The organism is Anaerotignum lactatifermentans DSM 14214 (genome assembly GCF_900142265.1).
GTDB classification, from domain to species: Bacteria; Bacillota; Clostridia; order Lachnospirales; family Anaerotignaceae; genus Anaerotignum; species Anaerotignum lactatifermentans.
Window position 1 is genome coordinate 1 of record NZ_FRAH01000016.1, and the last position, 23,057, is coordinate 23,057.

25 protein-coding genes, 3 tRNA genes, 1 pseudogene and 1 other annotated feature are annotated in these 23,057 nt (G+C 44.4%); of the genes and pseudogenes, 6 read left to right on the top strand and 23 right to left on the bottom strand.

From position 1 onward, the window contains the following. Window positions 1-236: 236 nt before the first annotated feature. The 3 genes from BUB35_RS05915 to BUB35_RS05925 all read right to left on the bottom strand — a co-directional run bounded on the left by BUB35_RS05915 (window position 237) and on the right by BUB35_RS05925 (window position 643). Window positions 237-328: transfer RNA gene (locus BUB35_RS05915), tRNA-Ser, on the bottom strand. Between the two features lie 30 nt (window positions 329-358). After that, window positions 359-447 (bottom strand) — tRNA-Ser (locus BUB35_RS05920). After that, the gene (locus BUB35_RS05925; RefSeq protein WP_072850038.1) at window positions 425-643 is read right to left on the bottom strand and encodes a hypothetical protein; all 219 of its coding nucleotides are present in this window, start codon (window positions 641-643) and stop codon (window positions 425-427) included. Before BUB35_RS05925 ends, BUB35_RS05920 begins: the two co-directional genes overlap by 23 nt. A gap of 168 nt (window positions 644-811) precedes the next feature. Here BUB35_RS05925 and pepT point away from each other — a divergent pair, with 168 nt between their 5' ends. Continuing rightward, window positions 812-2,041: a peptidase T gene (pepT, locus tag BUB35_RS05930; RefSeq protein WP_072850040.1), complete on the top strand. Its 1,230-nt coding sequence runs from the start codon at window positions 812-814 to the stop codon at window positions 2,039-2,041. A 22-nt stretch (window positions 2,042-2,063) separates the two neighbouring features. Beyond that, window positions 2,064-2,285, top strand: a binding site (T-box leader). 72 nt (window positions 2,286-2,357) lie between these two features. Further along, entirely contained in the window at window positions 2,358-3,593 is a 1,236-nt protein-coding gene (gene tyrS / locus BUB35_RS05935) for a tyrosine--tRNA ligase (RefSeq protein WP_072850042.1), read from the top strand. A 79-nt stretch (window positions 3,594-3,672) separates the two neighbouring features. Here the strand turns inward: tyrS and BUB35_RS20080 are convergent, their stop codons facing one another. The 11 genes and pseudogenes from BUB35_RS20080 to BUB35_RS05985 form a co-directional block, all read right to left on the bottom strand. Beyond that, on the bottom strand, window positions 3,673-4,032 hold the full coding sequence (locus BUB35_RS20080; RefSeq protein ID WP_334292963.1) for an ACT domain-containing protein: 360 nt from the start codon (window positions 4,030-4,032) through the stop codon (window positions 3,673-3,675). A gap of 48 nt (window positions 4,033-4,080) precedes the next feature. Then, a pseudogene (locus tag BUB35_RS20085) lies at window positions 4,081-4,698 on the bottom strand (HAD family hydrolase); the annotation flags it as partial. Window positions 4,699-4,760: 62 nt separating this feature from the next. Beyond that, window positions 4,761-4,833: transfer RNA gene (locus BUB35_RS05945), tRNA-Thr, on the bottom strand. A gap of 40 nt (window positions 4,834-4,873) precedes the next feature. Next, window positions 4,874-5,527, bottom strand: a complete 654-nt coding sequence (sigH, locus tag BUB35_RS05950; RefSeq protein WP_022254040.1) for an RNA polymerase sporulation sigma factor SigH — start codon at window positions 5,525-5,527, stop codon at window positions 4,874-4,876. Window positions 5,528-5,545: 18 nt separating this feature from the next. Next, on the bottom strand, window positions 5,546-6,064 hold the full coding sequence (locus BUB35_RS05955) for an NYN domain-containing protein (protein WP_072850047.1): 519 nt from the start codon (window positions 6,062-6,064) through the stop codon (window positions 5,546-5,548). Window positions 6,065-6,154: 90 nt separating this feature from the next. Continuing rightward, the gene (gene rlmB, locus BUB35_RS05960; RefSeq protein WP_082381241.1) at window positions 6,155-6,901 is read right to left on the bottom strand and encodes a 23S rRNA (guanosine(2251)-2'-O)-methyltransferase RlmB; all 747 of its coding nucleotides are present in this window, start codon (window positions 6,899-6,901) and stop codon (window positions 6,155-6,157) included. Window positions 6,902-7,090: 189 nt separating this feature from the next. After that, on the bottom strand, window positions 7,091-7,516 hold the full coding sequence (locus BUB35_RS05965) for a Mini-ribonuclease 3 (protein WP_072850051.1): 426 nt from the start codon (window positions 7,514-7,516) through the stop codon (window positions 7,091-7,093). Window positions 7,517-7,518: 2 nt separating this feature from the next. Further along, window positions 7,519-8,931: a cysteine--tRNA ligase gene (gene cysS / locus BUB35_RS05970; RefSeq protein ID WP_072850053.1), complete on the bottom strand. Its 1,413-nt coding sequence runs from the start codon at window positions 8,929-8,931 to the stop codon at window positions 7,519-7,521. A 109-nt stretch (window positions 8,932-9,040) separates the two neighbouring features. Then, window positions 9,041-9,628 carry a serine O-acetyltransferase EpsC gene (gene epsC / locus BUB35_RS05975; protein WP_072850055.1) on the bottom strand — a complete coding sequence of 196 codons (588 nt, stop codon included), beginning with the start codon at window positions 9,626-9,628 and terminating at the stop codon, window positions 9,041-9,043. A 443-nt stretch (window positions 9,629-10,071) separates the two neighbouring features. Next, window positions 10,072-10,548: a 2-C-methyl-D-erythritol 2,4-cyclodiphosphate synthase gene (ispF, locus tag BUB35_RS05980; protein WP_022364148.1), complete on the bottom strand. Its 477-nt coding sequence runs from the start codon at window positions 10,546-10,548 to the stop codon at window positions 10,072-10,074. A 15-nt stretch (window positions 10,549-10,563) separates the two neighbouring features. Next, window positions 10,564-10,986, bottom strand: a complete 423-nt coding sequence (locus tag BUB35_RS05985; RefSeq protein WP_072850057.1) for a YjdF family protein — start codon at window positions 10,984-10,986, stop codon at window positions 10,564-10,566. A gap of 328 nt (window positions 10,987-11,314) precedes the next feature. On the opposite strand from BUB35_RS05985, the gene BUB35_RS05990 reads away from it, so the two are divergent. Then, complete coding sequence (locus BUB35_RS05990) at window positions 11,315-11,893, top strand: DJ-1/PfpI family protein (RefSeq protein WP_022254032.1); 579 nt, start codon at window positions 11,315-11,317, stop codon at window positions 11,891-11,893. A 137-nt stretch (window positions 11,894-12,030) separates the two neighbouring features. Here the strand turns inward: BUB35_RS05990 and xerD are convergent, their stop codons facing one another. From xerD to BUB35_RS06020, 6 genes are all read right to left on the bottom strand, one after another. Further along, window positions 12,031-12,915 (bottom strand): site-specific tyrosine recombinase XerD, encoded by an 885-nt coding sequence (xerD, locus tag BUB35_RS05995; RefSeq protein WP_072850059.1) that lies wholly within the window; start codon window positions 12,913-12,915, stop codon window positions 12,031-12,033. A 140-nt stretch (window positions 12,916-13,055) separates the two neighbouring features. Continuing rightward, the gene (locus BUB35_RS06000) at window positions 13,056-13,652 is read right to left on the bottom strand and encodes a stage II sporulation protein M (RefSeq protein WP_072850061.1); all 597 of its coding nucleotides are present in this window, start codon (window positions 13,650-13,652) and stop codon (window positions 13,056-13,058) included. A gap of 53 nt (window positions 13,653-13,705) precedes the next feature. After that, window positions 13,706-14,236, bottom strand: coding sequence for an NUDIX hydrolase (locus BUB35_RS06005; RefSeq protein ID WP_072850063.1), 531 nt, complete (start codon window positions 14,234-14,236; stop codon window positions 13,706-13,708). A gap of 20 nt (window positions 14,237-14,256) precedes the next feature. After that, on the bottom strand, window positions 14,257-15,453 hold the full coding sequence (locus tag BUB35_RS06010; RefSeq protein WP_072850065.1) for a pyridoxal phosphate-dependent aminotransferase: 1,197 nt from the start codon (window positions 15,451-15,453) through the stop codon (window positions 14,257-14,259). 23 nt (window positions 15,454-15,476) lie between these two features. Further along, window positions 15,477-15,989 (bottom strand): hypothetical protein, encoded by a 513-nt coding sequence (locus BUB35_RS06015; RefSeq protein ID WP_072850067.1) that lies wholly within the window; start codon window positions 15,987-15,989, stop codon window positions 15,477-15,479. Between the two features lie 9 nt (window positions 15,990-15,998). Next, entirely contained in the window at window positions 15,999-16,934 is a 936-nt protein-coding gene (locus BUB35_RS06020; protein WP_072850069.1) for a dipeptidase, read from the bottom strand. A gap of 156 nt (window positions 16,935-17,090) precedes the next feature. Between BUB35_RS06020 and BUB35_RS06025 the strand changes: the two genes are divergently transcribed. Beyond that, window positions 17,091-17,705: an alpha/beta hydrolase gene (locus tag BUB35_RS06025; protein WP_072850071.1), complete on the top strand. Its 615-nt coding sequence runs from the start codon at window positions 17,091-17,093 to the stop codon at window positions 17,703-17,705. Between the two features lie 118 nt (window positions 17,706-17,823). Here the strand turns inward: BUB35_RS06025 and aspS are convergent, their stop codons facing one another. From aspS to BUB35_RS06040, 3 genes are all read right to left on the bottom strand, one after another. Continuing rightward, on the bottom strand, window positions 17,824-19,647 hold the full coding sequence (gene aspS, locus BUB35_RS06030) for an aspartate--tRNA ligase (RefSeq protein WP_072850073.1): 1,824 nt from the start codon (window positions 19,645-19,647) through the stop codon (window positions 17,824-17,826). A gap of 107 nt (window positions 19,648-19,754) precedes the next feature. Continuing rightward, window positions 19,755-21,041 carry a cytidylate kinase family protein gene (locus BUB35_RS06035; RefSeq protein ID WP_072850075.1) on the bottom strand — a complete coding sequence of 429 codons (1,287 nt, stop codon included), beginning with the start codon at window positions 21,039-21,041 and terminating at the stop codon, window positions 19,755-19,757. After that, the gene (locus BUB35_RS06040) at window positions 21,041-21,472 is read right to left on the bottom strand and encodes a MarR family winged helix-turn-helix transcriptional regulator (protein ID WP_072850077.1); all 432 of its coding nucleotides are present in this window, start codon (window positions 21,470-21,472) and stop codon (window positions 21,041-21,043) included. The genes BUB35_RS06035 and BUB35_RS06040 overlap by 1 nt, the downstream gene beginning before the upstream one ends. 184 nt (window positions 21,473-21,656) lie before the next feature. Between BUB35_RS06040 and BUB35_RS06045 the strand changes: the two genes are divergently transcribed. Continuing rightward, complete coding sequence (locus BUB35_RS06045) at window positions 21,657-22,256, top strand: cytidylate kinase-like family protein (protein ID WP_072850079.1); 600 nt, start codon at window positions 21,657-21,659, stop codon at window positions 22,254-22,256. A 56-nt stretch (window positions 22,257-22,312) separates the two neighbouring features. Then, complete coding sequence (locus BUB35_RS06050) at window positions 22,313-22,882, top strand: hypothetical protein (protein ID WP_072850081.1); 570 nt, start codon at window positions 22,313-22,315, stop codon at window positions 22,880-22,882. Window positions 22,883-23,057 lie beyond the last annotated feature (175 nt).

Sequence of the window (23,057 nt, forward strand, 5' to 3'; positions counted from 1 at the left end):
CATTCCGCTCCCTCTGACACTTTGCAGTGTTAGGTCGGTCGCTCCATAAACGGTTCGAAACTCACTGACCGAATTGACTATGGGTTGTAAGTTTATTTCTGCTGTTTAGTTTTCAAGGATCAGTCTTGTTTGCCTCGCTTTTTCAGCGGCGAGTGATATTTTATCACATCATTCCAGGCTTGTCAAGTATTTTTTCATCTTTTTTCGAAGTTTTTCAGCTTCGAATTTGATAAAAATGGCGGAGAAGGAGGGATTTGAACCCTCGCGCCGCTATTAACGACCTATCCGCTTTCCAGGCGAACCCCTTCAACCACTTGGGTACTTCTCCATGTGCTCTCTGATGAAAAAAATATTTAATTGGCGGAGAGAGTGGGATTCGAACCCACGGCCCCTCTCGGAGTCACTGGTTTTCAAGACCAGCTCCTTAAACCACTCGGACACCTCTCCATACTGATTTAGTTTGCTTTTCTTGAGCAGCGAAACCTTTGTTATTATACTTCGTTGTGTTTTGTTTGTCAACACTTTTTTGAAGTTTTTTATTTTTCTTTTTGCTGTTTCGTGTTTTCCGAAGCAGTGGTGTTAGTATATCCCAAAATAACTTTCCTGTCAACACCTTTTTTGAAATTTTTTTCATTTTTTTCATATTATTTTAACATTCCTTGAAAATCCCGTATTTTCTCTGCTTTCCGCAAACTTTTTCATACCTTGTGGTTTTTCTTGCTTAAGAATGGTACAATATAAGAAATGGTTTTACAGTTTCTTTACACTGTCGAAACATTTCCGAAACACAGAAAGGAGTTCTTCTATAATTATGAAATCAGTTAGTGAACGTTTTTTAACATATATCAAGCAGCCCACAACCTCTGATGAAAATTCTTCTGCCATTCCCAGTACAAAACAGCAGCTTGTCTTTGGAGATTTTCTCGTCAAAGAATGCCAAGCGATTGGGTTAGCTGATGCTGTAATGGATCGTCACGGCTATGTCATGGCTACCCTGCCTGCAACAGATCCCAACGCTCCTACCATTGGCTTTATTGCCCATATGGATACCAGTCCTGATGCCAAAGGCGATGGCATCATGCCTCATATCGTTCATCACTATGATGGTGAAACCATTCAGCTCAATGGCATCTCCCTTTCTCCTGATGAATTTCCAGATTTGAAGAATTATATCGGAGATACGCTGATCACCACTGACGGCACAACCCTTCTGGGAGCCGATGATAAGGCCGGCATCGCAGAAATTCTCTCCGCCATGGAATATCTCATGACCCATCCTGAAATCCCTCATGGCAAAATCCGTATTGCGTTTACACCTGACGAAGAAATCGGCGCAGGCGCTGACCATTTTGATGTGAAAAAATTCGGTGCTGACTTTGCCTATACTCTGGACGGCGGCAAAATCGGTGAATTGGAATATGAAAATTTCAATGCCGCACAGGCAGTCATTCATATCAAAGGCCGCAGCGTTCATCCCGGCACAGCAAAGAACATCATGCAGAATGCCGCTCTCATTGGCACAGAAATCGCTTCTCTGCTGCCGGAAAAAGAAATTCCTTCCAAAACAGAAGGCTATGAAGGCTTCTTCCATCTTTGCTCTTTTGAAGGCAATGTATCTGAAGCCACGCTGACTTATATCATTCGTGATTTTAATTCAGAAACTTTTGCCCACAGAAAAAATCTCATCCAGCTCATTGTGGAACGGAAAAACATCCAGTATCCCAATGCCATCACACTGGAACTGAAAGATCAGTACTATAATATGGCGTCCAAAATTGCTGATTGTATGGAAATTGTAGATCTGGCAAAACAGGCAATGGAAGCCTGCGGCATCACACCCATTGTGCAGCCCATCCGCGGCGGTACTGATGGTGCACGCCTGTCCTTTATGGGACTTCCCTGCCCCAATCTCTTTGCCGGCGGTCATAATTTCCATGGACCTTATGAATACATTCCCGTTTCTTCTATGGAAAAAGCAGTGGAAATGATTGTAAAAATTGCAGAATTGAGTTGCGGGGTTGACTTTCAAAAAAAGTTGTGATAGGATAGGCTCATAAATAAGCAAAACAGCGATGATTGAGTATATGGGCAAAGCTGGTTACAGCCGCAGAGAGCAGTCCGGTTGGTGAAAGGATTGCAGCACAGTATTTGTAAATTACGCCTCATGAGCTTTGTGCAGGAAATGGCACAACGGTTGTCTACCGTTACCCAGACCGAAAGATGTTTGTCTTTTCGTTATGATAAACATGAATTAAGGTGGTACCACGGGTTCTCTCGTCCTTTTGGCGACAGAACCCTTTTTTATTTGCAGAAAGCCTTCGCTGAAATACAAACCAATAAAGAAAGGGTGTTTTCTCATGAATGCTTACGAAGTTCTGAAAGAAAGAGGTTTTATTGAACAGCTGACACACGAAGATGAAATCAAAGAATTGTTTGAAAAAGGCGGCGTGACATTTTATATCGGTATCGACCCTACTGCAGACAGCCTTCATGTAGGTCACTTTCTGACCGTTATGGCAATGGCACACATGCAGCGCTGCGGCAACCGTCCTATCTGCCTGATGGGCGGCGGCACAGGTATGATCGGTGACCCCTCCGGCAAAGCTGACATGCGTAAAATGATGACCGTAGAAACCATCGACCATAACGTTGCCTGCATCAAAAAACAGCTGTCCCACTTCATCAAATTTGACGAAGAAAACGGCGGCGCCATTATTGCAAACAACGCAGACTGGCTGAGAAATCTGAACTACATTGAATTCCTTCGTGACGTTGGCGTACACTTCTCCGTAAACCGTATGCTGGCTGCGGACTGCTTCAAAATCCGTATGGAAAAAGAAGCTGGTCTGTCCTTCCTGGAATTCAACTACATGATCATGCAGGGCTACGACTTCTACGAACTGAACAGAAGATACGACTGCGTACTGCAGATGGGTGGCAATGACCAGTGGTCCAACATCATTGCCGGCGTAGAACTGATCCGTCGTAAAACAGGCAAACCTGCTTACGGCATGACATTCAAACTCCTGACAAACAGTGAAGGTGTAAAAATGGGCAAAACCGTCAGCGGTGCTGTATGGCTTGACCCTGAAAAAACATCTCCTTACGAATTCTACCAGTACTGGAGAAACGTGGGCGATAAAGACGTTGAAAAATGTCTGGCTCTGCTGACATTCCTGCCTATGGATGAAGTACGTCGTCTGGGCGCACTGGAAGGCAGCGAAATCAACAAAGCAAAAGAAGTTCTGGCATTTGAACTGACTAAGATCGTTCACGGTGAAGAAGAAGCAACAAAAGCACAGGAAGCTGCAAGAGCTCTGTTCGGCAAAGGTTCTGCTGCTGGTTCCGCACCTACTACAGAACTGCCCGCTGCTGACTTTGCAGAAGGCATGGATATCCTGACACTGCTGACCACCATCGGCGTTGTTCCTTCCCGTTCCGAAGGCAGACGTGCAGTACAGCAGGGCGGTGTAAAAGTAGCTGAAAAACCTGTCACAGACGTTGACTTCAAAGTAACTGCAGATTTGTTCACAGACGGCAAACTGCTGGTACAGAAAGGCAAAAAAACATTCCACAATGTTGTTTTGAAATAAACGTTCATACTTCCATTCCAATAATGCAAAAACGTCGGAAATGTTTCTTTCATAGAAACATTTTCCGACGTTTTTGTTTTTAATCAATCATATAACCTGCTTTTCGCAGGGCATCCAATCCTTTTTCCAATTGATTTTCTTTTATAAGGATATAATCCGTCTGGTATGTAGACACCGCAAAAATTCCAACACCAGCCTCAGCCAGCACACCAGAAATCCGAGATAATATGCCAATCAACGAAAATTCCAACGTCCCTGCAACGCGGAACGCTCTCCAACCATCTTCTCTTTCCAGCGTTTCTTCCGGCACATGCTCTGTCAGACACACCAGAGAAAATTCCCTGTCTGTCTTTGCTGCAAAACAAAAAGGCTGTGTCCAATCCACCTTTGTCTCATCACTGACACGGCATACAGAAAATGCATATGGCAGCACTTCCAGCCGTTCTGCAATTTTTTCTGTCAACAAATACTGCTCCAATTCCCCCACACTGTCAACCAGATAAGTTGCCCCTGCATTTTTCAGCTGCTCCTCTGTGCGGAATCCCCATGTAACGCTGACACAATCCATGCCAGCAGCCTTTGCCGTAGCCAAATCCACCTCTGTATCCCCCACATACAGACAATCCTTCAAAGATACCTCCAGCTTTTCTGCTGCCGCTTCCACCATATCTCCTGCCGGTTTGGGACGCAGACCATTGCCTTCCCCTACTGCCAGATCAACAGCATCCCCAAAGTATTTTTCACATAAACCTTTCACAGCCCCGTCAAATTTATTAGATACCACTGCCGTTTTCACACCAGCCTCCCGTAAATCCCGCAGCAGCTGCAAAACGCCGTCAAAAGGCTTTGTTTTGATTTCCATATGTTCCTTATAATATGCCTTATATTCTTCCAGACAAGTTTCAAAATCTTCCAGCGGTTCTCCTGCCGCTAATTTCAGATACACAGCACTGCCGTTCCCCAAAAAGGCTGCCGCTTCCTCTCTTGTCTGTTCTTTTCTTCCATATCTGCGTAAAATCTCGTTCATGCTGTCTGTCAGATCATCCAGTGTATCCAACAGTGTGCCGTCCAGATCAAAAATCACTGCCTGATATTTCATCTTCATTCGCCTTCTCCCTTTCAAAGATTTTTGCAACAAAAAAAGCCCCCGCGTTTGCGAGGGCGAAAAGCTACTGACGGGACTTGAACCCGTGACCTCCGCCTTACCAAGGCGACGCTCTACCTACTGAGCCACAGTAGCATAGGAAGAATAGATTTCTTCCGTCAGCTTTTATATACTATCACACAGATTCTATTCCGTCAAGATTTTTTTTTAAAACAAATTTCTCCAGTTTTTTCTTCACCCGCTGAAGGGCATTGTCAATGGATTTTTCCGGTTTATCCAGCATGTTGGCAATCTCAAAATAGCTTCTGCCCTGCAAATATAATGTCAGTACGCGGCTTTCGAAACTGCTGAGATTCTTCTCCATCTGGTTTTCCAGAAAGTTTTTGTTTTCCTGTCCAATGAGCAGGGCTTCCGGGTTCAGAAGCTCCCCTTCCTGCAGCAAATCCAGATAGGTTTCTTCGGAATCCTCCTCAAACACAGGCTTATTCAATGAGATATACGAATTCAGTGGCTGATGCTTCTGTCTGGTTGCCGCCTTAATGGCTGTGATCATCTGACGATTGATGCACAGTTCCGCAAAACTGCGGAAAGAAGCATTCTTTTCCTTATCATAATCCCGAATGGCTTTATACAGTCCGATCATGCCCTCCTGTATGATGTCCTCTGTATCCGCGCCAATGAGAAAATAAGCCCGGGACTTTGCCTTCACCAAGGGTTTATATTTGTCCAACAGGCGTGCTTCCGCCTCGTTATCCCCGCTCTGTGCCTGACGCACCAGCAGTTCATCCTGTTGGGTGTTTGCAGTTTGTTCTGTTCTTTCACTTATCATATAAATCCTCTGTTCTCCTTATTTCTGCCGCCGTAAATTCTCCAGCCAATTGAGCGCTTCCTCATCCAGATTATCGGCGAGCATATTGTTTTTGGGCGGTCTGTTTTCAATGTACTGTCGGCGCAGTTCTGTTTCCGCCTGATGCACCTGATTATGCAGTTCCTTGGCACTCATGCGCACAGCTCCCTGACCGGAAATGATAATCTGTTCCATTCCGTCGGTGGTTGCCACCCGCACCCGATAATGCTTCGGCATGGATGTTACCACTCGTTCAATGTAATGATCCGCCGTTTCCGCTTCTTTTGTATAGACCACATAAATATTATGATACTTCGATACAGAGCCAGGATTGCCCTTGACCAGATACGCGTCAAAAACGACGATAATGGTCGCTTTCTGTACACCTTTATAATTGGAAAGGGTATCAATGAGCTTTACCCTTGCACTTTCCAGACTGACATCTTCCATCAATTCCCGCAGTTCGTCCCATGCGTGGATGATGTTATAGCCGTCCACCAGCAAAAAATCCTCCTGCAACGGCAATCCCCTCCCTTCTCATCGTAACATCATATCATATAACCTTAGAAATTGCAAAAGATTCTTCTTTTCCGCAAAATCCGTCAAATCTTAAAATCTTCTCTGTCTTACCACTTCATACATGAGCAGTGCAGCCGCTACAGAAGCATTCAAAGAAGAAATTTTCCCATACATAGGGATAGAAGCTGTAAAGTCACAATTTTCTTTTACCAGTCGGCTGACGCCATCGCCTTCGCTGCCAATCACCAATGCCAGCGGACCTTTCATGTTTGTATCGAAATGATCCAGACCTTTCATATCAGCGCAGGCAATCCACAGACCTTCTTTTTTCAGATATTCCATGGTCTGTACAATGTTTGTCACTCTTGCCACAGGCATATATTCAATGGCACCGGCAGATGTTTTCCCAACTGTTGCGTTCAGACCAACGGAACGACGTTTGGGAATGATAACCCCATGGACACCGGCACATTCTGCTGTACGCAAAATAGCGCCCAGATTGTGAGGGTCAGTGATACCATCCAACAGCAGCACAAAAGGATCTTCCCCTTTTTCTTTTGCCGCAGCCAGAATATCTTCTACTTCCACATAGTCATGAGCAGAAACCAGCGCAATCACGCCCTGATGATTTTTTGTCTGGGAAATTTCGTCCAATTTCTGACGGCTCACTTCCTGAATAACAACGCCTTTTTCTACAGCCATAGCAATGATCCGTTTAATAGTACCTTCCACATTGCCTTTTGCCACCATGATTTTTTCAATATCTCTGCCGCTTCTGAGGACTTCCAGAATGGCATTTCTGCCTTCCAGCTGGTTTTCATTGATTTCTCTGTCCATTTCCCGTTCTTCTCTGGCAGTATGGAAAGGCTTGCGACCTTTGCGTTCTTCACCGTTTCTGCCGCTGGGTCTTTTTTCTTTCCATTCCCGTTCGTTTCGTCTTTTTTCCACGGAATAACCTCCTGTTTTTCTCTTTTTTCCAACACAGCAAAAAGCCGATGTGCAAAATCAGTGCATCGGCTTCTATTTTTATTTCTCTATCAATTCTGCCATACCCAGACGGAATAAGTCAATGGCTCTTTCCATTTTTCCATCCAAATACAAATAACCGAATACCGCTTCTACCCCCGTTGCATGGCGGTAGTCCATCAAATCGGCGTTCTTCGGTGTGGTGTAGGATTTGGCGTTGCGTCCTCTGCGAAACACAGCTGCTTCCTCCTCTGTCAATTCTTCAGCCACACGGAAATAAAATTCCGCCTGTGCTTTAGCATTGACCATATCTCTGGCGGTTTTATGCAAACGGTTCACTGGCGCGTTTCCGCCTGTCAAAACAGTGGTACGCACCAGCATTTCATAAACCGCATCCCCTATATAAGCCAGCGCCAAAGGGGACAGCTCCTTTGGATTGACTGTCCCCTTCTGACCCAGCATTAAGTCCAATGCCTGTAAGTTCATAATTAACCTCTGAACCACTGTACGCCCTGACGGGTATCTTTGATGGTGATGCCCATAGCTGCCAGTTCGTCACGGATAGCGTCTGCTGTTGCAAAGTCTTTTGCTTTCTTTGCTTCTGCTCTCTTTGCAATGAGTTCTTCGATTTTTGCTGTTTCTTCATCAGATACAGCGTCTTCTTTCAGTTCTGCTACACCCAGTACGCCGCACAGGTGATCCAGCATATCCTGAATCTTTTCTGCGTATTCTTTGGAAACGCCAGCTTTTACAGCGATGTTGCTGAAACGAACCAGTTCATAGATAACGGAAATAGCATCAGCTGTGTTAAAGTCGTCGTCCATAGCTGCTTCGAACTGTTCTTTGTATTTTTCCAGTTCTGCTGCCTGTGCAGTTTCTTCTGCTGTCATTTTTGTGTCAGCACTGTTTTTAATATAGAAATCCAGTTCTTTTCTTGCGTTTTTGATTCTTTCCAGACCATTCTGGCAAGCCTGCATCAGATCTCTGCTGAAGTTGATGGGGCTTCTGTAATGACCGTTCAGAATGAAGAAACGGATAACTTCATAAGGGAACTGTGCCGCAATATCTCTAACGGTAAAGAAGTTACCCAGAGATTTGGACATTTTTTCGTTGTCAACAGTAATGAAACCGTTGTGCAGCCAATATTTTGCAAACTGGCAGCCGTTTGCAGCTTCACTCTGTGCGATTTCGTTTTCATGGTGAGGGAAGATCAGGTCTTCGCCGCCGGCATGAATATCGATGGTGTCGCCCAGATGATGTTTTGCCATAACGGAGCATTCAATGTGCCAACCGGGTCTGCCTTCGCCCCAAGGAGAAGTCCAGCTGGGTTCGCCTTCTTTTTTAGGTTTCCACAGTACGAAGTCTGTAGGGTTTTTCTTAGCGTCGTCAATAGCTACACGTTCGCTGGCACCAGCGATCAGTTCATCCAGATTCTTTTTGGACAGTTTGCCGTATTCAGGGAATTTCTTTGTATCATAGTAAACAGTACCATTGTCTTCATAAGCATAACCCTTGTCGATCAAAGTCTGTACCATAGCAATGATGCCGTCCATTTCCTGTGTTACACGAGGGTGCACGGTAGCACGTTTTACATTCAGACCGTCAGCATCATGGAATGCTTCTTCAATGTAACGGTTGGAGATTGCTTCCATTGTGCTGCCTTCTTTGTTTGCACGGTTGATGATCTTGTCGTCAACGTCTGTGAAGTTCTGAACGTAAGTAACGTCATAACCTTTGTATTCCAGGTATCTTCTTACAGTATCAAATACAACGTAAGGGCGTGCGTTACCGATATGGATATAGTCATATACGGTAGGACCGCAAACGTACATTTTTACTTTGCCTTCCTCGCGGGGAATGAATTCTTCTTTCTGTCTTGTCAGTGTATTATATACTTTCATGGTCGTTCATCCTTCCTTTATTGAACCATATTTTCTAAGTTACATTATATCACAAAAACGGGTTCTGCAAGCATATTTTCCATAATTCTTCCGTTTTCTTTTTCATTTCTCAAACTGCATGTTTTTTTGCCTTTGTAAATTCAGAAGGGTCTGTGGGTTTGATGCGCATACCGTCTTTTCTTACAATCTTTGTGGGAGAGCCAACCGCTGTTACGTTAGCAGGAATATCTTCCAGCACAACGGAGCCAGCGCCGATTTTTGTATTGGAACCGATGGTAATGGGACCCAGTACGATGGTTTCTGCGCCGATCAGTACATTATCTCCAACGGTAGGATGGCGTTTGATTTTGTCTTTGCCGGTACCGCCCAGTGTAACACCGTGGTACAGCATAACGTTGTCGCCAATTTCCGCCGTTTCCCCAATGACAACGCCCATACCGTGGTCAATGAAGAAGCGTTTGCCGATCTGTGCGCCGGGATGGATTTCAATGCCTGTCAAACCTCTGGAAATCTGAGAAATGGCTCTGGCAATGAAATAGTGTTTCTTTTTATAGAAGCTGTGGGCAATTCTGTGGTTGATCACTGCCCAGAAACTGGGGTAGAGAATGACTTCGATGTTGCTTCTGATGGCAGGATCTTTTTCCTTAATAACGTCAACCATTTCTTCAATTCTTGCTTTGAGTTCTCTTGTGTTCATGTTTGGTTTCTCCTCTCGATACTGATATTCTTTTTTATGATATTACAGCACGAAATAAGGTGTTCCTGCGCTTTTTTTCTCTGTTTCCCCAAAAAGAAAAAGCCCCGTCTTTACAAACACTGTAAAGACGAAGCTGTTATACTCCGTGGTTCCACTTTACTTAGACGGTCTGTTTTTCCGCAGAAAAAAGATACCGCCTCACTTTCTCGACTGTAACGTTGTCATCGGAATCAGGCTACTGCAAAATAAAAATGGTTCGCCTGTTCAGTTCAGGAACGCACTTCATCCTCCTCATTCTGTAAACGGCTCTCACCCATGTATCTTAAGACGGTGCCATTCAAACCCCCAGTTTCCTGGAAACTCAAATTTCATCGCCTTTCACCACGGCCGTTATTCTCTGGCAGGTGATAAAAGGACTACTCTTTTCCATCATCACTTTTGGCTTATTTCGTTTTTTCTAAAAGGCACACAGCCGAAGCGGCAATGCCTTCTCCCGCGCCGGTAAATCCCAGCCCTTCCTCTGTTGTTGCCTTTACATTGACCTGATCTATATCTATGTGGAGAATCTCAGCGATATTCTTCCGCATCTCAGGAATATAAGGTTTCAGCTTCGGACGCTGTGCGATCACCGTTGCGTCGATATTCATTATACAATATTCTTTCTGGGAAATCAAGTCCCAAACGCAGGATAATAATTTTTTGCTGTCTGCCCCTTTATAAGCCGGGTCTGTGTCGGGAAAATGTCCCCCAATATCCCCCAGTGCCGCCGCTCCCAGCAGGGCATCCATAATAGCATGAAGCAGCACATCCGCGTCAGAATGTCCCAGCAATCCTTTTTCATAGGGAATGTTTACACCGCCCAATATCAAATCTCTGTTTTCCACTAGTTTATGTACGTCATATCCTGAACCAATTCTCATGAAGCATTTCTCCTTTTAGTGTCCACGATGTTTTTCGCGTTTCTTCTGTTGTTTCTGCAAAAACCGTTCTTTTTCCTCTGCCAGCTTATCTTCCTTTCGGATGATGCGCTTTTGGATTTTTCGCTCTTCCCGCTGTGCCTGTATGGCTTGCTGGGCGCGGGTGCCTGTTCCCCTTTCTCTTGTCTGCTTACGGATTTCCCGCTGCATCCGTTTCGGATTCTTACGGGTCTGCTTGTCAGAGATCTGACTTTTCTCACCAGTGCCAAAAGAAAGCCGATACACATGTTTCAGCAGATATTCCTGCACTTCCAATCCCTTTGGCTCCGCACCAAAAAGTATCTTTGCCGCCTGATAGCTTTCTCCGTCCTCCCGCTCGTAAATGCCGATCCAGAAAGGTTCCTCAAAAAGTACGGTCATTGTCACTTTGACCTTTTCCATGGTCATTCCTCCTTTTGTATTTTACTGCACAAAGAAGGGACAACCAAGGAGGCAGGTTACTGACGGCGTCTTGCCGCATCCGGACTACCAACCGGATCGTGTTTTTATCTCTGCAAGACCATAGTATGCTTTTTTACCTCTGCTGTCAATGCCACTATTTTGTCTGACATTATCATATAGCTTTTTGGTATACAGTGTTTTTTTGTGAATTTTTCATCAAACTCTTGCATTTTTCTGACAACAGGTTTATACTGTATTTATAGAAATACATAACATATATTCACATAGAAATATATGTGCCCTTCGGGCAACAAAGGAGGAGATTACAATGGGAAAGAAAGTTTTAATGTTGGCTGGAGATTTTACGGAAGATTATGAAACCATGGTACCTTTTCAGGCTCTGCAGGTTCTGGGTTATCAGGTTGATGTAGTTTGCCCCGAAAAAAAAGCAGGTGACATTATTCGTACCGCAATTCATGACTTCGAAGGAGAACAGACATACTCCGAAAAAAGAGGTCATAACTTCGCTTTGACAGCAGATTTCGACGCTGTTAACACAGCTGATTATGCTGGATTGTTCATCACCGGCGGACGTTCTCCCGAATACCTGAGATTGACACCCAGAGTAATTGAAATTGTACAGGAATTCTTCGCTGCAAATAAACCAGTTGCTGCAATCTGCCATGGTCCTCAGATCTTGACTGCAGCCAACGTACTCAAAGGTAAAAAAGCAACTGCTTATCCCGCTGTTGGTCCTGACATCACATTGGCAGGCGGCGAATATGTAGCTGTAGACGCAGACAAAGCAGTTGTAGACGGCAATCTGGTTACTGCACCCGCATGGCCCGGCGACGCTGCTATCGTTGCTGAATTTGCGAAACTCATGGGGGCAAAGATTGAGATCTAAACGATCTGCAAGTATATATCAAATTTGATATAGATGCGCAACTTACAAGAGAGGATTTTCAAAATCCTCTCTTTTTTTGCACAAAAAAAGCTGAAATCTTTGCATTTCCAAGGATTTCAGCTTTCGTTTTTATGTACTCATGCCCGTGGATGTGCTTTCGCATATACGCTTTTGATTTTTGTATTGTTCAGTTTTGTATAAATCTGGGTTGTGGAAATATCGGAATGTCCCAGCATTTCCTGTACAGAACGCAGGTCTGCCCCATTTTCCAGCAGATGCACCGCAAAGGAATGGCGCAGGATATGGGGTGTAATCTCTCCGGGAATCCCCGCTTCTTCCGCATAATTTTTGACAATCTTCCAGAAACCCTGTCTTGTCATTTTCTTGCCGCCATAATTCAGAAACAGCACCGTTTCCTCTGGGTTATGTATGAGCTGCACCCGACCTTTTTTCAGATATTCCCAAAGGGCCTCTTTGGCTTTTGTACCAATGGGAATCATACGGCTTTTGCTGCCTGTGGTACAACGGATATATTCAAAAGGCAGATTCACATCATCCACTTGCAGGGAAACCAGCTCTGATACGCGGATACCTGTGGCATAAAGGACTTCCAGCATGGCTTTATCCCGCAGACCTTTGGCATCGCTGGTCTTTGGCTGATCCAACAGCTTTTCCACCTGCTCCAAAGTCATAATCTTCGGCACTTTCCGTTCCTCTCTGGGCAGTTCCAGATCCACAGCAGGGTTTTCCTTTACAACGCCCTGCCCCATGAGAAAATAGAAAAACGCACGGATAGACGCTAAATTTCGAAAAATCGTTGTGGACGCCTTATGTTGATTTTGCAATTCATACACATATGCCATAATATTGGTACGGTTGATTTTGGAAACCTCACATACGCCCAAGCCTTCCATAAAACCGCAGAATCCCCGCAGATCCCGTAAATATGACAATATGGTATTTTCAGATGACTTTTTCACATTTTGCAGGTACATGCGAAAAGCAGCCAGATTTTCTTCCATATTCATAACCCCTTCAAATCAAAAAAGACATAGTCTTTCATAAATTATAAATACTTTTTTCATAATTGTCGACATTTTTTTCATAAATTTTCCACTGTTCCTGCAAAATTCTCCATTCTGACCTTTTTTCTCCCACATTTTTAGGCTAAATACGCCATAAAGGCTGGAATCAGCCCCACTTCCACACCACTTGCCACCACAATGGGCAAAACTGATGCCGCCAATAATATGCAGTATTCTGTCTGCCGCCGCCGTTTTTCTCGTTTGCTGGCACCCTTTCTAGTGCCTTCTTCTCCCCATGCAAAAAGGTAGTAAACCGCTACCGTTGTCATGGCAACATAAGCCGGAATCAACAGCAGATTCTGGGGCAATATCCCCAATATGGTCAGCCATACGCCTTTGCCGCCATAGCTTGCCATGAGCATTGCCGCCGTAAACCCCAGAGAAATTCCTCGAAACAAACAGATACACCCCGAAATAAATACCCCCATGGAAAGCCATCCCCCTGCCCAGATGAGCAGATCATACTTCATGTATTTCCAGAAGGTAAACCAGAAAGAGGAATCTCCCCCTGCCGTCAAATGCTCCTGCAAAAATCGCACCAGCGTTTCTTCGCCACTCCGTCCTGCCAAATTGGCAGCCACCGCTCCGCCTACTGTCCCCAACAAAAAAGAAAGGCAAACAATCATAAAAATCATTTGCCCTCTTTCTGCCGGTGTTTTCTTTTTTGGATACATAGCCTCACCTCATCACATTTTTTCTCCTGTTACAAGGTTATGGCTCGTCTTTTTTATTTATGTCTGGTCATATACGCAAAAATTGCCGCAACGGTTTTCGCGTCTTTGATTTCACCTTTATAAATCATTTCCAAAGCTTCTTCCGGTGTATACCGTTCCACTTCAATGAATTCATCCTCATCAAAACAACAAGGACAAGGTGTCAGATCAGAAGCAAAATACAGGAAAATCTTCTCTGTGCAATATCCTACTGTGGGATACAATTCACAGATAAATTCCATATTTCCTGCCAGATTACCTGTTTCTTCAGCCAATTCCCGTTTGATGCCTTCGCCGGGTTCCTCCCCTTCTTCCAGCACCCCTGCAGGGATTTCCAGCAGCATTTCTTTAAAGGCATGACGATACTGTCTGACAAAAATGATTTTGCCTTCTGCATCCACTGCCAGTGCTGCCGCTGCATTTTTGCCACGGATAACTGTTTCCCGATAAGCCGCTTTGCCGTCAGGCATCTGCAGCTTATCCACCGTTACTTTCACAATCTTGCCTTCATAAGTCAGCTTGCTTTCCAACACTTCATAGCTCATATTGCCATCTCCTTATGAATTTATGCCAGTGCTTTTACCATTTCTTCGATGCGGTCCATGCCTTTTTTGATCTGTTCCATATCTGTTGCATAAGACAGACGGATATAGTCAGGCATACCAAAGTCTGCGCAAGGAACCACTGCCACATATTTTTCTGCAATCAGAATTGCAGCGAAATCTGCCGCAGAGTGGATTTCCTTACCTTCATAGCTTTTCCCGTAAGTGCCGGATACATCCACAAACAGATAGAATGCACCTTCCGGTTTCAGCGCGGAAATCATAGGAATGGCTTCTTCTCTTTCATAGATGTAATCTCTTCTTTTCTTAAATTCTTTGCACATTTCTGTTACACAGTCCTGAGGACCTTCCAGAGCTGCCAGAGTTGCTTCCTGCGCGATGGAGTTGGGGTTGGAAGCCATGTGGGACTGCAAGGAAGACATGAGTTTTGCCACTTCCAGAGGTGCAGCCGCAAAACCGATTCTCCAGCCTGTCATTGCATAGCTTTTGGAAACACCGTTGATAACGATGGTTCTGTCATAGATTTCCTTGCTCAAAGAAGCAATGCTGATATGTTTCTTGCCTTCATCGTAAATGAGTTTTTCATAAATTTCATCGGAAATTACGAAAATGTCATGTTTTACAGCAAAGTCTGCTACCATCTGCAAATCTTCCAGAGAGGAAATCATACCAGTAGGGTTGGAAGGGCTGGTCAGGATCAGTGCTTTTGTTTTTGCTGTGTAAGCGCCTTCCAGTTCTTCTTTTGTCAGCATGAAGTTATTTTCTTTCTTTGTGTGTACCACTACAGGCACACCGCCGGCAATTTTCACCATTTCCGCATAGCTCAGCCAGAAAGGTGCAGGAATGATGACTTCATCTCCTTCGTTCAGGATTGCCATAAATGCGTTCATGAGGGAATGTTTTGCGCCGTTGCTGATAACAACCTGTGCAGGTTCATAGTCCAGACCGTTGTCTTTTTTCAGCTTATCGCAAACAGCTTTCCGCAGTGCAGGTGTACCTGCCGCAGGTGTATATCTTGTTTTGCCTTCGTCAATGGCTTTTTTCGCTGCTTCTCTGATGTGTGCGGGGGTGTCAAAATCAGGTTCCCCTACGCCAAATGTAACCATATCTTTGCCCTGTGCTTTCAGTTCTGCCGCTTTTGCGGAGATTGCCAGTGTGCTGGATGCTTTGATGCTCTGTGCTCTTCTTGATACTTCCATTTCTTTTACCTCATTTCTTTTGTTTAATCAAATTTGCTTTTTCTGACACCATTCAGTACCAGATTTGCAAGAATTACCATAATACCAAAACTCATTGTCAGCATTTTCAGAGACAGTACAGACTGCGCTTTTTCAGAGCCTTCAATAGAAAGATCTCCATCAAAAGACACTGTGATGTCGTATTTCATAATACCGTCATTTACCATATAAGTATAGGGACTGCCTTCCACCAGATTCATCTGATCTGTGTAAAAATCATAAGATTTATACTTTTCGTTCAGCGGTGTCATTACGTAGGTTCCCCACGCATGATTGCCGTTAACATCTTCCATCAGATAAGTCATGCTGTTGGCATGTTTTTTCTCAACCACTTCATAGCCTTCTTCCAGAGAAAGACCATTTTCTTCAGCCTTTTCCAAAAAGACTGTTTCCAACTCCGCCTCTGTATAAGGATGCGGTCTAATGCCGTTGATGCTCACAAGGAACAATCCGGCAATGACAAAAAGCAGCACAACGCTGATAATAACCCGTTTCATGTTACCTCCTTATTTCCATACCCTTTCTGCCACCCGCAGGAAATTTTTCTCACGTATTTTTTCCGCCAGATGACTGCCAAACTCCTGTTCCATCCGTTCCAGAAAAAGTGCCATATCCTCCACTGCACGCAGGTCTGTCGGTGTCACGTCGATGCCGTCAAAATCACTGCCCAGTCCCACAGCATCCTCACCAGCCATATCCAGCATATGTGTCAGCTGCCGCAGCAGATCATCCTGTGTCACTGCGTCTTTCTCCGCAACAAAAGGCGGGAAAAAATTCAGCCCCACAAAACCATCCATTTCGCCGATGATTTTCAGCTGTTCGTCTGTCAGATTCCGTGGATGAGGACAAATTGCCCGTGCATTGGAATGGCTTGCCACAAAAGGCTGTTCTGCCATTTTTGCCACATCATAAAATCCGGCATCTGTCAAATGGGATACATCCACCAGCATGCCCAGCCGTTCCATCTCTTTCACAACGGCTTTACCGAAGGTAGTCAGTCCGCCGCCAGTGCCTCTTTCCGCTACACCGTCTGCTAGGGCGTTTCTATGATTCCATGTCAGTGTCATCAATCTGACACCCAGACGATGAAACATCCGCAGGGCAGCAATTTCTCCTTCCAGTGCTTCGCCGCCTTCCAGAGATAATATAGCAGAGAGCCTGCCCTGTTTTTTGTTTTCCAGAATATCCGAAAATCCTTTCACCATGCCCACACGGTCTTTGTACCGCTCCATCTGTTCCAGATAATAGTCCAGATATTTCACGGTCTGTCGCATGGCAATGGGATAGTACTTCGGTTCCAGCCAAATGGCAAAAATCTGCACTGCCGGTCCATAGGCAGCAAGTTTTTCCAGATTCAGCTGTCCTGAAAATTCCAGCATATTCTCTCCTGCTTCCATGGCTTTCACCACAGTATCACAATGGGCATCTGCATAGCTTTTCATAGGCTCCTCCTTTTTCTGCACTTCTTTTCCATTTTAAATGTTTATGCCAAAAAATACAATACAAAACAAAAATCCTGCCGAAATATTGCATCTTTCCTTTTCATATCCTATGATGAGAGATAGAAAAATCATGCGCCATCAGAAAGGAGAATGGATATGTTTCCCTGTGATTTCGTAAAAGAAAAAGCTCTTGCCTTTGGACTTCACCCAAAACTGAAAGGCAGAATATTTCTTGCTGGTGGTCTTGTTCCTTGGGTAATTTCCGGTGAAGATTCCAATCGGCTCCACAGCGATATTGATTTCGTGGTTCCTCTTTCAGAAATGGAAACTATTCGCGCTTTTCTTAAAGAGCAGGGACTTTATGACCACACCCATGATTCTCTTTTTCTCTCCTGCAACAAAGAAAAGGTCGATTTTGGTACAGAAATCTTTCTGGATGGTCTACCAATCAGTTTTACGCCTTTTTTTAAAGAAAACAACAACCTTGTCCAACGGGATTTCGCTACTGCTGATTTCAGCACAAAAGACAGCCTTGTGACCCTCTGCCTGCCCAATCTTTCTCCAGAAAATTACATCACTGCTTACACTCTACCTGATGGACAAAAGCTGCACTGTACTTCTCTGGAATTTGTTTACGCCAAAAAGAGCCGAAAGAACCGCCCCAAGGACCAAGGAGATTTGCAGAAAATGAAACAGATTGGATTAAAAGAAAGCCGTCTGAAACACATTACTGGCTCCTTTTCCAGTGCAGTTCTGGAAATCAAACCATAAAATCATCTCATCTGAGATGATTTTTTTGTGCCGAAATTTATCTCTGCAAACAAAAAGGGGCTGTCGTCTGTGTTTACAAACAACAAGCCCCTTTGCCTGCTTACATATTCATATTTCCTTACGCTTCTTCTGTTTCTGCCGCAGCAGCTTTCAGAATTTCTTCATTGAAGCAGATTGCCAGTTCATCCAGCTGTTTCTGGTCTACTACGTTAGGCGCATCTGTCATAGGGCAGGAAGCATCCTTTACCTTAGGGAATGCGATAACGTCACGGATGCTAGGCGCATTGCTCATGAGCATGATGATTCTGTCCAGACCGAACGCCAGACCGCCATGAGGGGGTACGCCGTATTTGAAGGCATCCAACAGGAAACCGAAACGTTCCTGGGCATCTTCCTGTGTGAAGCCCAGCAGTTCGAACATTTTCTGCTGAATATCTCTGCGGTGGATTCTGATGGAGCCGCCGCCCAGTTCGTAACCGTTCAGTACGATGTCGTATGCTTTCGCACGAACTGCACCGGGATCTGTATCCAGCAGTTCCAGGTCTTCGTCCATAGGTGCTGTAAACGGATGGTGTACTGCCACATATCTGTTTTCTTCTTCGTCCCATTCCAGCATAGGAAATTCTGTGATCCACAGGAAACGGAAGTCGTCGGGTCTGGTCAGTTCCAGCATCTTGGACAATTCCAGACGCAGGGCACCCAGAGAGTCGAATACAACTTTGTCCTTATCTGCACAAATCAGAATCAAGTCGCCGGGTTTACCTTCCATTTTGTCCACGATTTCCTGAAGTTTTTCAGGTGTGAAGAATTTTGCAATCTGGGATTTCAGGCTGCCGTCTTCGTTAACAACAATCCAAGCCAGACCTTTTGCACGATATGTTTTAACAAATTCAACCAGAGAGTCGATTTTCTTTCTGGGGAAAGAACCGCAGCCTTTTGCGTTGATAGCACGTACGCTGCCGCCAGCTTCCAGTGCGGATTTAAATACCACAAAGTCTGTGCCGGCTACCACATCGGAAATGTTTACCAGTTCCATGCCGAAACGTACGTCGGGCTTATCGGAACCGAAGCGTTCCATAGCTTCTTTATAAGTCATGCGCTGCAGGGGCAGTTGCACGTCTACATTCATGATGTCTTTGAATACTTTCTGCATCAGTCTTTCGTTGATGTCCATGATATCGTCTACATCAATGAAGGACAGTTCCATGTCCACCTGTGTAAATTCAGGCTGTCTGTCTGCACGCAGGTCTTCGTCACGGAAGCATTTTGCAATCTGGTAATAACGGTCCATACCGGAAACCATCAATAGCTGTTTGTACAGCTGAGGGGACTGAGGCAGACCGTAGAAGTTACCGGGATGCACACGGCTGGGAACCAGATAGTCTCTGGCACCTTCCGGTGTGGATTTGCCCAGAATAGGTGTTTCGATTTCCAGAAAACCTTCGTTGTTCAGGAAAGAACGGAGAGCCTGTACCACCTGATGACGCAGAACGATGTTCTTCAGCTGGCAAGGTCTTCTCAGATCCAGATATCTGTATTTCAGACGCAGATCGTCTTTGACTGTGATGTTGTCTTCAATCTGGAAAGGTGTTGTTTCAGATTCAGACAGGATACGCAGTTCAGAAGCAATGATTTCGATTTTCCCTGTTTTCATGTTAGGGTTGATATTGCCTTCTGTTCTTGCGGTTACAATACCGCGTACAGCCAGTGTGTACTCACTGCGAACGGTTTCAGCTTTTTCAAAAATTTCTTTGGGTGCGGTATTGCCGTCGATGGCAATCTGTACCAGACCTGTTCTGTCACGCAGAGCGATGAAGATCAGCTGACCCAGGTCACGGCGACGCTGTACCCACCCCATAACGGTCACTTCCTGACCAATCATGGTTTCATTGACATGGCAACACATGTGGCTTCTTTTCAAGCCGGTAATTGATTCTCCCATATTGATAAATCTCCTTACAGATAAAAATTTTCCTCTATTATCATACCATTTTTGCGGAAAAAGTAAAGTTTAACCGCAAAAAAACATTGGTTTTCTGCGAAAAGGCGTTAAAGTGTGTTCTTTTCCACCTTCTGAACGAAATCCACAAGAAGTTTTGCACAGTCTTCCACGCCGCAAAGGGAGCTGTCCACAGATAAATGATAGTTTTCCGCACTGCCCCAGCTGCCGCCTGTGTATTTTTTGTAATGTCTTGCCCTTTCTTCATTGATGGTGCGTACTTTTTCCGCCGCTTCCCCTTCAGTCAGACCATAGCTGGTTTCTGCCCGCTGTCTGCGGAATCCTTCCGGCGCATGGATGAAAAGACGAATGGTATGGGGACGATGACGCAGGATAACATCGGCACAACGCCCTACAATGACACAGCTTCCCTTTGCCGCAATTTCGGAAATGACTTTCCATTCTGCCAGAAACAATCTGTCTGCCGGCGGTACATCCTCACCAGAATAAGCATAGAACTGCGCCAGCACTTTCTGCAGCACGGGGTTATGTACTGCCTGTTCATTTTTCTCTACAAAATCTCTGGAAAATCCGCCTTCCTTTGCTGTCATATCAATGAGGCTTCTGTCATAGAAAGGAATGCCCAATTCTTTTGCCAATGCTTTGCCGATGTCGTGTCCGCCGCTGCCATATTCTCTTGCAATGGTAATGACCAGACCATTTTCCGGTTCTGCCTGTTCTTTTTCTTCTTCGGATTTCTTCTCCCCGAAAAGCAATCCAGGAAGAAAAGAAAGTTTTCTGCCATAAAATCCAGCAATGGTACCGATAAGCAAAGCAGAAATGATGGTACCTTCTCTAACGCCTTCCAGATGATGGAACAATACCAGAGAAATCACTGCTGCACCAATGGACATACTTGCGTCAAAACATACTTTTGTTTTGCCGAATTCTCTGTTGAAAGCTGTGCAGACTGCCTTTACAAAACCTTCGCCGGGCAGCATAACTACATTTGCCAGCACTTCTGTATAAACACCAAAGCCCAGAATCAAGCAGCCAATGAGCAGAGAAACCAATTTTGTGGGATAACTCTGCGGCGCCAGAAAGAACAGCAGATTCATAGTAAAGTCGATGAAATATCCAAAAATCAAAGATACAGGTATCTGCAATAACTGTATCTTTTCAAATCTGCTCCGCAGCAGCAAAATCTGCAGCAAAATCAAAAATACGCTGAATGCCACTGTAAACTCCCCTAAGGTAAAGGGGAAATACAAACTCAATGTATAAGGGATACTGGAAATGGGTGATGTCCCCAAATCTGCCTTGGTGATAAAGCTAATCCCCAACGCATTGATGAACAGTCCAATAAAAAATACAATATATCGTTTTGCTTTCTCCATTATCTTTTGCTTCCCTTCGTCATATTTTCGTATATCTTTTGCAGTCCTTTCAAAAGAATTGCCTTTTCTTCTTCTGTAATCCCTTCCAAAGCCTGTTCTTCACAGGATTTCATAATAGGTCGTACCGTTTCGGCAGCCATCTTCCTGCCCTTTTCTGTCAAAAACACATATTGGGATTTCCGATTTCCTTCTTTTACATGCTTTTTGATGAGCCCTGCCTCATCCATCCTGCGCAGAATGCCCGTTACCGTTGCCGCTTCCAGATGAAAGGCTTCTCCCAATGATTTCTGCTCGCAGCCGTCATGACTGAGCAGATAATCCAATATTTTTGACTGTCCTGGCAAAAGCCCATGCTCTGCCGCTTCCAATACCACCTGTTTTTGAAACACCGTCTGTGCCAAAAGCAGACAGTGATGAAAACTGTGATCCATAAAACATACACCTCTTTTTATTTAGCTTGCTAAATATATTATGAACCTTTTTCTCTCTCCGGTCAAGTCACATTTCCCAATTTCGGTTGTAAGTTTTTTGTATTTATTGTATAATAAAAGTAACAAAATTTTGGAAGAACCGCCCCATACTTTGGCTGTGCGGTACTTTGGAGGGGGAGTCATTATGGACCACAAAATCATCACCATCAGCCGTCAATATGGCAGCGGCGGCAGAATCATCGGGAAAAAACTTGCAGACGAACTGGGCATTCCTTTTTATGACAACGAACTGATCAATCTGGCAGCAGAAAAGACCGGTCTGTCTAAAGAATGCTTCAAAGAAGCGGAATCTGTTTCCACAGGTAATCTGCTCCTTTCTTTAACCACTTTAACACCTACCGTAGATTCCTATGGTCTGCCTTTGAATGAAAAAATCTTCCTGGTACAGTCCCAGGTCATCAAAGAAGTTGCAGAACAGGGCAGCTGCGTCATCGTTGGACGCTCCGCAGACTATGTTCTGTCTGAAAATCCCAACTGCATCAACGTATTCATCCACGCAGAACTGGAAGACCGTGTCAAACGTGCTGTTGAACTGTATGGGCTGGATGCAAAAAATGTAGAAAGCGCCGTTTTGAAAACAGACAAAAAGCGTGCCGGATACTACAACTATTTCACAGGCAGAAAATGGGGCAAACTGGAAAACTATGATCTGTCCATCAACACCTCCAAAATCAGCCTGGATGATGTGGTATATATTTTAAAAACCTATGTAGAAAAAAGATAATCAACAGAAAACAGCATGGAAAACCATGCTGTTTTTTTCAGAAAGGAACTCATTAAATGTTTGAACCAAAAATTGATATACAACAAGCTTTGGCAGGATTGCGCAAAAGAGAAAAAGGATTGATTACATACGAAAAAATCATGTCCTCCTATAAAAATATAAACCTGTCTGAAGATATGTCTTTCCAAAGAATGTTTAATGGCTTTTACCGCATCCGCCGCAACGAAGACTGGCGAAAATTTTACTATGAGAATTTCGAGAAATGGAAAAACGAAAGCACTCCCACCTTTCCTTTGATTCTGGAAACTTTTTACCGCCATACAGGACGGGTAGAGTGTTCCTTTTCCAGTAAAATGCTGGCAACTTTGTGCCCCGATTTTCCCATTTGGGACAGTATTGTTCTGGATCGCCTGCAATTGCGCTTGCGTGGCACAAATTGTGAAACGAAATTCCAAAACGCCCTTCCTCTGTATGAGCATATCCTCCAATGGTATCAGGAATTTTTACCTACCCAAACAGCAAAATCATACATAGCCGCTTTTGATGACGCTTTTCCCCAATACAAACACTTTACTCCCACAAAGAAAATAGACTTTCTCCTTTGGGCAAGCCCCAAAACCAAGTAAATAGAAAAGGGATAAAACCTTAGGGGCATCTTCAGAAGAAAACAAAGAAAGCCGAAATCCTTATCATGACAAAGGATTTCGGCTTTCTTATGATATTGAGATTTTATTTGATCTGTTTTCTTCTGAAGACAGCCGTCGCAATTCCTCTTAAGAAATCAAAGAAGCAAAAATCAAT